This window comes from Streptomyces sp. NPDC054770 (assembly GCF_053611985.1).
Window position 1 is genome coordinate 1 of record NZ_JBSHBL010000165.1, and the last position, 5641, is coordinate 5641.

The window sequence follows — 5641 nt, forward strand, 5'->3', positions numbered from 1 at the left end:
GCACATATGTGGTGGCCGCGGTGGGAGCGGTGGGTGCCGTCTCCGCGCTCGCGCTGATCACCGGCCTTCCCTTCTCCTCCTCGCCGGGCGACGGCACGCAGGGCGGCCAGGACCGGACGAAGCGCACGGCCGGCGAGTCGTCGGCCGCGGCGGCGCCCGAGCAGAGTCCGCGCACCGCGTCCGGCACCGCCTCGCAGACGTCGGCCGCCCCTGCCGCACCGGTCACGACATCGCCGTCGGCCCGGCCCGGCGCGTCGGCGAGTGCCTCGCCCAGTGCCTCGCCGAGCGCCACCGCGACCCGCGGGGCGAGCACGACACCGTCGCCGACCGCCACCGCCGGCGCGACGGCGACCGTGACTCCCACGGACGGGGGTCACGGGTGGGGGCACGGAAGGGGTGGCGGCGGCAGACCCCATTAGAGGGGCAGGCCGCCAGAGAGCGAGGTCCGCGGGCGTCGCGCGCGGTCCGCCGCCGGCGGCGGCCGTGTTCCGGCCACGTCCAGGTCGGCGGACGTTCGGCGCAACCGGCCAACCCGGCGCGGCAGTTCGTCGTCATCCGTGTCGGGAGGCCCCGACAGCTGAAGTCGTACGGTCCTGCTCGTCGTCCCCGCGAACCCCCTCTGCGCGCGGGACGCTCCGCCGGCGCGGGATCGCGCCAACATGCCGACCGGAAACGACTCCTTGCCCGCACGGCGGGTTGTGATGAGAATGTGCATGACAAAAACGGGTGGCCGGAAGATCTCCGGTCACCTCGTCGTATAGAGGGGACCCCCACATGAACAAGCCTCTCGTCGCCGCGCTCGCCTCCCTGGCCATCACCGGGATGGGCGCAGCACCGGCGGTCGCCGCACCGCAGACGGCAAAGCCCGCGGCGGTGACCGTCAACTTCGCGGGCACCGTCTCGCTCAGCAACTGCTCGGGCTCGGTCATCCGCTTCCCCAACTCCGCGGACAGCGACCCCGCGCTGGTCCTCACCAACGGCCACTGCCTGGAGACCGGCTTCCCGGAGCCCGGCGAGGTCATCACCGGCCAGTCCTCCAGCCGTACCTTCGGCCTGCTGAACTCCGCCGGCACCAAGGTCGCCACGCTCCGCGCCAACCAGGTCGTCTACTCGACGATGACCGACACGGACATCACGATCTACCGCACCACCACGACGTACGCGGCGATCAAGAGCGCCTACGGCATCAGCCCGCTCACCGTCAGCGCCTCCCACCCCGTCGCAGGCAGCGCCATCAAGGTCGTCTCCGGGTACTGGAAGACGATCTACAGCTGCAACATCGACGGGTTCGTGTACCGGCTGGAGGAGGGCGACTGGACCTGGAAGGACTCGGTCCGCTACACCTCCGCGTGCAACACGATCGGGGGGACGTCGGGGTCGCCGGTGATCGACACCAGCACGGGGCAGGTCGTCGCCGTCAACAACACGGGCAACGAGGACGGGGAGCGGTGCACCGTCGACAACCCGTGCGAGGTGGACGAGAACGGGACCGTGACGGTTCGGCAGGGGATCAACTACGCCGAGGAGACGTACATCATTCCGGCGTGCTTCACGACGGGGAATGTGCTGAGCCTGAGTGCGAGTGGTTGCACCCTGCCCAAGCCGTAGGGGGTGGCGGGCGGTTCGTTTTCGGGTGCGGGTGGGTGGGGGCTGGTCGCGCAGTTCCCCGCGCCCCTTTCGGGCGCTCCAGTGCGGGGCGCCTAAGGGGTGCGGCGGATTGCTCGGCCTGCCAACTCGTCCGTCCTGCGGCCGTTCTCGATCACGAAGCGGCCGTTGATCAGGACGTGCGGGATGCCCGTGGGGAGGGTGCGCGGGTGCTCGAACGTCGAGCCTGCCGCCACCGTCCGCGGGTCGAAGAGGACGATGTCGGCTCGGTAGCCCTCGCGTACCAGGCCGCGGTCCGGCAGGCGCAGCCGGGCCGCGGGGCGGGCGGTGAGGTGGGCGACGCAGTCCTCCAGGGAGAGGACTCCCAGCTCCCGTACGTAGTGGCCGAGGTAGTGCGGGAAGGTGCCGTAGGCGCGCGGGTGGGGCTTCGTGCCCTGGAGGATGCCGTCCGAGCCGCCCGTGTGGACCGGGTGCCGCATGATCGTGCGGACGTTCTCCTCGTGGCCCACGTGCTGGAGGATCGTGGTGCCCAGGCGGTCGGTGACGAGCAGGCGGCGGGCCGTCGTCCAGGGGGACTCGCCCCGGGCGTCCGCCGACTCCTGGACCGTACGGCCGACGAGGTCCCCGAGGGCCGGGTCGGCCACGCCCGAGATCTCGATCGTGTCCCACTCGACGGGGACGCCGTGGCAGCCGTCGGAGCCGACGGTCTCCAGGTGGTGGCGGACGCGTTCGGACGTCCCGTCGTCCGCCAGCCGCACCAGGGCCGCCGCCGGGCCGCCCTCGTTCGCCCAGCTCGGCAGCATCGCCGCGAGGGTCGTGCTGCCGGGGGTGTAGGGGTAGGTGTCCAGGGTGATGTCGGCGCCGGCGGCGAGGGCCTCGTCGAGGAGGGCCAGCAGCTCGGGGGCCCGGCCCTTGTTCACGCCGAAGTTCATGGTGGCGTGGGCCAGATGGAGCGGGCAGTCCGCCTCGCGGGCCAGGGCCACCATCTCCGCGTACGCCTCCAGGGCACCGGCCCCGTACGAGCGGTGGTGCGGGCAGTAGTAGCCGCCGTACTCCGCCACCACCCGGCACAGCTCGGTCAGTTCGGCGTCCGGCGCGTACATGCCGGGGGTGTAGGTGAGGCCGGAGGACAGGCCGACCGCGCCCTGTGCCATGCCCTCGGCCACCAGCCGGCGCATCTGGTCCAGTTCGGCCGGGGTCGCCGCGCGGTCCTCCCAGCCGATCGCGAGCGCGCGGACCGTGCCCTGGGGGATCAGGTAGGCCGCGTTGACGGCGATGCCGCGGTCGAGGCGGTCCAGGTACTCGCCCACCGACCGCCAGTCGAAGTCGATGTCGTCGCCGGAGCCGTTCCAGCCGGTGATCGCCCGGCGGACCTCCGCCAGCGTGCGGTCGTCGACCGGGGCGTACGACAGGCCGTCCTGGCCCAGCACTTCCAGGGTCACCCCCTGCGCGGCCTTGGCGCTGTGGTCGGGGTCGCGGAGCAGGGCCAGGTCGCTGTGGGCGTGCATGTCGATGAAGCCGGGGGACAGGACCAGGCCCTCCGCGTCCAGCTCGCGCATCGCGCGCGGCCGCTGGCAGCCCGCCGCCGCGGCCTCCTTGACGATCGACACGATCCGGCCGTCGTCGACGACCACGTCCGCGCGGTAGGAGGGCGCACCGCTGCCGTCCACGACGTCGGCGTCCCGGATGACCAGATCCTCCACGACAGGCTCCCTGGAAGTCCTAGAAGTAGGTGCGGATGTAGTCGACGACCGTGCCGTCCGCCTCGGTGACCGGGATCAGCTGCCACTTGTCGAACGACGTGCACGGGTGGGAGAGACCGAGGCCGATCCAGTCCCCGACCTCCAGGTCCGCCCCGGGGTCCGTGCGCAGCCAGGCGTGCTGGTCGGACAGGCCGGTGACCGAGACCCCGCTCGCCGGGCGCTCGGTGCCCGCCCGCCGGATCACCTGGGCGAGGGGGAGGTCGAGGTCGTACGCCGCGTCCCGCTTGCCCGCGTTGGCGAAGGCCTGCTCGGGGGAGGGGCGGGAGACGATCTGCGCCCAGAGCCGGAAGGCCGGCTCCAGAGCGCCCTCCTCGGGGACGCGGTTGAAGGGGGTGACCTCGCGGTAGCGGCCGTCGTCGTGCGAGACGTAGGCGCCCGAGCGCAGCAACTTCAGTACGGGGGCGGACAGTTCGGGAATCCCGGCGAAGACGTCCGCGACCGCGTCGAACCAGGCGCTGCCGCCGGCGGTGACGACGATCTCGTCCAGACCGGCGAACCGGCCCGCCTTGTCGAACTCGGCGGCGAGGGCGACCAGCCGGCGCAGATAGGCGTGCACCCGGTCCGGGTCGGCCTGCGGGACCTCGCCCTCGTACCCGGCCACCCCCACCAGCCGCAGGGTCTGCGTCCCGGCCACCGTGTCCGCGACCGCCGCGCACTCCGCCTCCGTACGGACGCCGGTACGGGCGCCCTCCCCGGCGGCGAGCTCGACGACGACGTCCACGGGACGGCCGGCCCCGCGCAGCGCCGCGTCCATCAGCTCGGCCCCGCGCACGGAGTCGACGTAACAGATGAAACGGAAGTCCGCGTCCCGCTCCAGCTCGGCGGCGATCCAGCGCAGCGCCGCCGCGTCCACGAGTTCGTTCGCGAGGAAGACCCGCCGGGTGCCGAACGCCCGCGCCACCCGCACCTGGTGCGGCACGGCGAGGGTGATGCCCCACGCCCCGCGCTCGGTCTGCCGGTGGAAGAGCTGCGGGGCCATCGAGGTCTTGCCGTGCGGGGCGAAGGCGAGGCCGTGCCGTTCGGTGTACGTCTCCATCAGCGCGAGATTGTGCTCCAGGCGCTCGGCGGAGAGGGTCAGCACCGGGGTCGCGAAGCCGTCCGTGAACAGGTTGCGGCGCTGTGCGGTCAGTTCGCCGACGGTGAGGCCGTCGGCGTCCGGCGGGAGGCCCTTGAAACGGTGGTCGACGCGTTCGTCGGCGAGCCGGGCGAGTGCGTCGGTGCCGGTGTCGAGGGACACGGAACCTCCCTGGTCAGGTCGGTTGCACTAGGTGCAACGTCCATTGCGTATATCGCTTACCGCTGTCTAACATCCACGCCAACGCCGGGTCAATGGAGCCCGCAGCGCCCCGGACGACGAGGAGCCACCACCATCGTGAAGGCCACGGACGCCATGGACGTCGTGAACGTCGTGGACGTCGTCGCGCTCGGCGAGTCCATGGTCACCTTCCTGCCCACCCGGCCGGGACGCCTCGCGGACGTACCGTCCTTCGACCGCGCGATCGGCGGTGCGGAGTCCAACGTGGCATGCGCGCTGGCCGCCGCCGGGCACGCCGTGCGGTGGGTCAGCCGGGTCGGCGCGGACGGGTTCGGCGACCACCTGGTGGAGACGGTCGCCTCGTACGGCGTGGACGTCTCCTGCGTGGGCCGCGATGCCGTGCGGCCGACGGGGGTGTACTTCCGTACGGCGGGGGACCGGGCGACGGACGCGCACGAGGTCGCGTACTACCGGGCGGGGTCGGCGGCGTCGGCGATGTCCGGGGCGACGGTGGATCTGGCGGCGGTGCGCGCGGGCCGGATCCTGCACCTGTCGGGGATCACGGCGGCGTTGTCGGAGGGGTGCCGGGGGTTGCTGCGGGAGCTGACGGCTCCCGCCGGGGGGCGCCCGGTGGTGTCGTTCGACGTGAACTACCGGGCGGGGCTGTGGGGTTCGGGCACCGGCCCGCACGTCCTGCTGGAGCTGGCACGGCGGGCCGACATCGTCTTTGTGGGGGAGGACGAGGCGGAGGAGGCGTGGGGGGTGACGGGAGGACCATCGGCGGTGCGGGAGTTGCTGCCGGAGCCGGAGGTGCTGGTGGTGAAGCAGGGCGCGGTGGGGGCGACGGCATTCGTGTCGGGTGCGGGTGGGTGGGGGTTGCTCGCGCCCACGCGGCGGCAGCCGCAAATCAAAAACAGCCCCGCGCCCCTTACGGGGCGCTGCCCAGCCGCGTCCCGTCGAGCCACTCAGCTGCGGGCAGGCGTGCCGCAGGGCGATGGGGGTCCCCCCGCTCGGGCGA

5 protein-coding genes are annotated in these 5641 nt (G+C 72.7%); 2 read left to right on the forward strand and 3 right to left on the reverse strand.

Annotated features, from left to right (window positions below; genetic code table 11):
- Positions 1–364 (reverse strand): hypothetical protein (locus ACWGKQ_RS51700; RefSeq protein WP_453299098.1); only part of this gene is annotated, 364 nt, incomplete at its 3' end.
- A gap of 410 nt (positions 365–774) precedes the next feature.
- On the opposite strand from ACWGKQ_RS51700, the gene ACWGKQ_RS51705 reads away from it, so the two are divergent.
- Positions 775–1608 carry a trypsin-like peptidase domain-containing protein gene (locus tag ACWGKQ_RS51705; RefSeq protein WP_453299099.1) on the forward strand — a complete coding sequence of 278 codons (834 nt, stop codon included), beginning with the start codon at positions 775–777 and terminating at the stop codon, positions 1606–1608.
- Between the two features lie 92 nt (positions 1609–1700).
- On the opposite strand, the gene ACWGKQ_RS51710 is transcribed toward ACWGKQ_RS51705, so the two are convergent.
- Together ACWGKQ_RS51710 and ACWGKQ_RS51715 are read right to left on the reverse strand one after the other, a co-directional pair.
- Entirely contained in the window at positions 1701–3308 is a 1608-nt protein-coding gene (locus tag ACWGKQ_RS51710; protein ID WP_453299100.1) for an N-acyl-D-amino-acid deacylase family protein, read from the reverse strand.
- Between the two features lie 19 nt (positions 3309–3327).
- Complete coding sequence (locus tag ACWGKQ_RS51715) at positions 3328–4605, reverse strand: amino acid deaminase (protein ID WP_453299101.1); 1278 nt, start codon at positions 4603–4605, stop codon at positions 3328–3330.
- 153 nt (positions 4606–4758) lie between these two features.
- Between ACWGKQ_RS51715 and ACWGKQ_RS51720 the strand changes: the two genes are divergently transcribed.
- Positions 4759–5641, forward strand: an 883-nt coding sequence (locus tag ACWGKQ_RS51720) for a sugar kinase (protein ID WP_453299102.1), incomplete at its 3' end; no start/stop codon positions are given.

Coding starts and splice junctions, on each gene's coding strand:
- ACWGKQ_RS51705 (WP_453299099.1), top strand. CDS start 775: ATGAACAAGCCTCTCGTCGCCGCGCTCGCCTCCCTGGCCATCACCGGG.